4 protein-coding genes are annotated in these 4,174 nt (G+C 39.1%); 1 reads left to right on the top strand and 3 read right to left on the bottom strand.

All coding sequences use genetic code 11. From position 1 onward, the window contains the following. Positions 1 to 833, bottom strand: an 833-nt coding sequence (locus tag AC1DND_RS21530; protein WP_477584674.1) for a carboxypeptidase-like regulatory domain-containing protein, incomplete at its 3' end; no start/stop codon positions are given. Positions 834 to 1,073: 240 nt separating this feature from the next. Here AC1DND_RS21530 and AC1DND_RS21525 point away from each other — a divergent pair. After that, complete coding sequence (locus tag AC1DND_RS21525) at positions 1,074 to 1,820, top strand: DeoR/GlpR family DNA-binding transcription regulator (protein ID WP_215124683.1); 747 nt, start codon at positions 1,074 to 1,076, stop codon at positions 1,818 to 1,820. 139 nt (positions 1,821 to 1,959) lie between these two features. Here AC1DND_RS21525 and AC1DND_RS21520 read toward each other — a convergent pair whose 3' ends face one another. Further along, complete coding sequence (locus AC1DND_RS21520; protein ID WP_477584673.1) at positions 1,960 to 3,255, bottom strand: RagB/SusD family nutrient uptake outer membrane protein; 1,296 nt, start codon at positions 3,253 to 3,255, stop codon at positions 1,960 to 1,962. A gap of 15 nt (positions 3,256 to 3,270) precedes the next feature. After that, positions 3,271 to 4,174 (bottom strand): TonB-dependent receptor domain-containing protein (locus AC1DND_RS21515; protein ID WP_477584672.1); only part of this gene is annotated, 904 nt, incomplete at its 5' end.

Raw genomic sequence — 4,174 nt, 5'->3', positions numbered from 1 at the left:
TTAGTTTGTATCTCCGGAAACTTATTCAGCTGCTCTACCCTAAACGAATTATTGTAATTAATACTTCCGCGGCCAGCCTTACCTTTTTTTGTGGTAATCAAAATTGCGCCACTGGCACCGGCACTTCCATATAACGCGGTGGCCTCAGGCCCTTTCATTATTACATAACTTTCGATATCGTTTGGGTTAATATCCATCCCCCGGTTAGAGTAATCCTGGTCTCTGTTTGCGGCTCCCGAAACTAGCTCTCTTGTTTGATTTAATGTACTGTTGTTAATCGGCACACCATCTACAACAATCAGTGCGTTATTATCTCCGCTGATCGATACAAATCCTCGTAAAACAATCTGCGCAGAGGCTCCTGGGTTTCCATTGGTACTATTAATCGATAAACCTGGAACACGACCTTGCAAGCCTCCAAAGAAATCGTTTCTCTGGGTTTCGGCAACTTCGGATCCGGAAACTTTTGGCGTTGAATAGCCTAACGATTTAGCATCGCGATCAATCMCATAGGCAGTAACCACAACCTCATTAAGATTGCTGGCATCAGCAGAAAGGGTTACATTAATCGTGCTATTTGCACCAACAGCTCTTTCAACACTTTTGTATCCAACATAAGAAAATGTTAATACATCGGTTTTTAATGCCTTTATCGAATAATTTCCTTTGCCATTGGATTGTGACACCACGGTACTTCCCTTCACCCGGATAGAAACGCCGGGAATGGGGCCGTCAGCGGAGCTGACCTTACCGGTAATCGTTATCTGTTGCGCGAAAACTTGCGCACACAGCATAATCATACCGATAAAACTAAAGAATAGTTTTTTCTTCATAATTTGTTAGTAAGAAAGTGGTTATTAGAAGTTGTTGTTTGTATTCCGGTTTATCAAACGCGCAAATTACCGCAGCTTTGATGTTAGTTAAGTAAATATGATGAATGTTTTTGAAAATAAAAACAAATAGGAAAGATTTATTGTGCTAACAAACAAAACTTTATCGCACAAACACGCATAAAAACGCAAATAATATAATTTTAAAATCTTTTTATACATTCGTAAAAAATCAAATGATTTATGCTGAAAAAAGAACGTCACGACTTCATCATGCGCCAGATTAACCTGCATAACCGTGTTTTAACATCCGACTTAGTGCAGTTACTTAATGTTTCAGAAGACACAATCAGACGAGATTTACAAGAGCTTGTTGATGAAAACTTGCTTTATAAGGTTCATGGAGGCGCTTTATCGAAATCTTATCACAGTTCTTTTGACGATAGTACGGTTTATGCCAGAGATAGTAAGATTGCGATTGGCAAAAAAGCCGTTCAGTTGATAAAAGATGGCATGGTAGTTTTAACCGGAGGAGGAACAACGATTTTAGAATTTGTTAAACGACTTCCGCAGGGCCTATCTGCTACATTTTTCACCATTAGTCCGCTGGTAGCAGTAGAGCTCGCTAAATACAATAATATCGAAGTGATTTTAATTGGAGGCTTATTTTCGAAAAATTCGCAAGTTACTTACGGCGGACAAGTAATTACACAGTTATCTGAAATCAAAGCCGATTTATGCCTGATGGGAACCAGCGCCATCCATCCCGATGAAGGCCTAACGGATACCTACTGGGAAATTAACCAGCTTAAAAAAGCCATGTTAGCCTGTGCAAAAAAAACCGCTGTACTTTGTATTTCCGAAAAGCTGGATATTGCTTTAAGATTAAGGGTTTGCCCGATAGAAAGCATTAGTTATCTGATAACAGAATTAGATTTAGACCATGAATCTCTTTCGCGCTACCGTGAAAAGGAATTGAATATTTTATAAAAAGAGGTTGTATCATACAGATTTGTCACCCTGAGCCTGTCGAAGGGCCTGTTTAAATACTGTTTAAGGTGTTTCGACAGGCTCAACATGACAGCATCTGAGCTGAAATTGTGTTTATGATACAACCTCTTTCATTTTGCTAGAAAGTTGGATCCGCAGGGGTATTGGTATTATTATCTCTTTCTGCGAAAGGATAAGGGAAAAAATTACGCTTGCGATCAGCTAAAGGTTGATTGAACCTTCTCATATCCTCAAGTTTTAGCCCAGACATAAAGAGTTCAATACAACGGTGTTTGTAAATCAGATCTAAAAGCTGTTGTTGTGTATAAGGACCAGTTAGTGCCGGCAGTGCCGCCCCAACTCCAAAAGGATCAGTTGCTGCAGTTTTGGTTACGATCTTATTTAGCTCAGTAAGCGACGAAGCCAGGTCAGGAGTAGCTTGACGGGCATAAGCCTCTGCTTTAATTAAGGTCATTTCGCCAGGCAGATAAATGGGAAACTGGGTAAAAGTGCCTGCACCGAAACCATTAATACGTACTGTTGTATTAACTACAGTATAAAATGGAATCCTGGCATCGCCTGCATCCGGGATATTAGCGCCAGTCTGTCCTAAATTTATATTCTTAGGTTGAATTACATTATTGGTAGAGGTAGCAATCTCAAAAATGGGGTTCAAATTTATTGCATCATATGTAAATGTCGATTTTTTAGTTAAATCAACTGCATTTGCAGCAGTTAATGCTAACACATAGTTTCCGGCAAATAAAGCATAGCGGGCTTTGAGTGCATTTAAAGTATTGGGAATATCTACTCCTGATGGAATGTTCCCCAAAAAAGATGTGCTTATCGAGTTTGCTGCAACTACGGCCAATGCCTTGTCGATGGTCGCAATTGCTTTATTATAACCATCAACACGACTAATAAAGGTAACATTTTGACCAGTCCCAGCCGGAACCTTTTCCCAATACTCTGATAAATTACCCACAGCCAAGGCTTTAAAAATACTTGCGTAAGCAATTAAACCCGCTGCATAGTTTTTATCCGGAAGATTAGCGGCATTATTAATCACGTTATCTGCATCATAAATAATTTTATTTGCACCAGCCCAAACATTTAGTACTACTGAATTTGTACCATCTACCTGTACACCTCCAGCTACTAATCTTTCTTCATTGGTATTACCGGTATTAATGGATATTAACTCATTTGTGGTTAAGCCATTTAAAGTAATAGTCGCATACAGAATTCCAGCCCGAGTTGTCGAATAGTTTTTCTGTAAACCTACCGTAACGCCTGTTAAGCCTTTTGCCGAGGTTAATACATCATCGGCCGTAGCCGCGTTAGGATTTAAGTACTCCTTTTTACAAGCGCTTGAAAAAGCCACTATAGTAAGCAAAAATGCATAACCTATATATCTTGATTTTAAATTTTTCATAACAACAGTTTTAAATTAGAATCTTGCTTGTAAACCCAATGAGAAAGTACGTGGAATTGGTACTGAACCGAAATCGATATTCCTCAAGATTGTAGATTGACCACCAGAGTTTAATTCAGGATCATAGCCTTTGTAATTATCCCACGAAATGAGGTTCCTTCCACTAAGGTTAACGGTTAAGCTTTTAATAAACTTAACCTGGCCAATATTATAGCTCAATGAAATCTCTCTCAATTTCACAAAAGACCCATCATCAATGCGCCATTCTTCTACAGTGTACGCACCAGCCACATAGCCTCTGGGCAATTGGCCCATCTGCTCTGCTTCGGCAACTTTTCCATTACCTACACCTTGACGTGTTCTCCAATCTGCATTCCAAACGTCCCCCCCTTGAACAGCGTCCAATTGAATGTGTAAGCTTAATTTTTTGTAAGTAAAATCATTAACGAAAGACCCTGTATAATCGGGGTTTGGATCGCCGATTACTTTACGCAAAACATTACCTGCGGCTTGACCAGCAGTTAAAGGAATACCAGCAGCGTTTGTTACAATATCTCCATCTTTTGTCCGCTCAAAATATGTTCCATAAAAAACACCTACTGGATAACCGTCAGTAATAGAAACAGGCGCGCCGGCATTGGTTGCAATTAATCTCTGTGCACCCGAACCCACTATTTTATTTCTATTTCTGTTGTAGATTAGCGTCGATGTCCACGTAAAGTCATCGGTTTTAACTGGAATCCCTGTAAGCATTAATTCGATACCTTTATTTTTTAAAGTACCGCTAATATTGTCTAACAAGCTAGAAAACCCAGTTGTCGGTGCAATCACAACAGGCAATAATAAATCAGTTACATTTTTATTATAATAACTAAAAGTTAAACCTAAACGATTATTAAAAAAGGACATATCTGTACCG

It is taken from the genome of Pedobacter sp. 01N416 (assembly GCF_056399685.1).
Note: the sequence above shows the minus strand (reverse complement) of the source record. Positions and strands in the feature narration are given on the sequence as shown.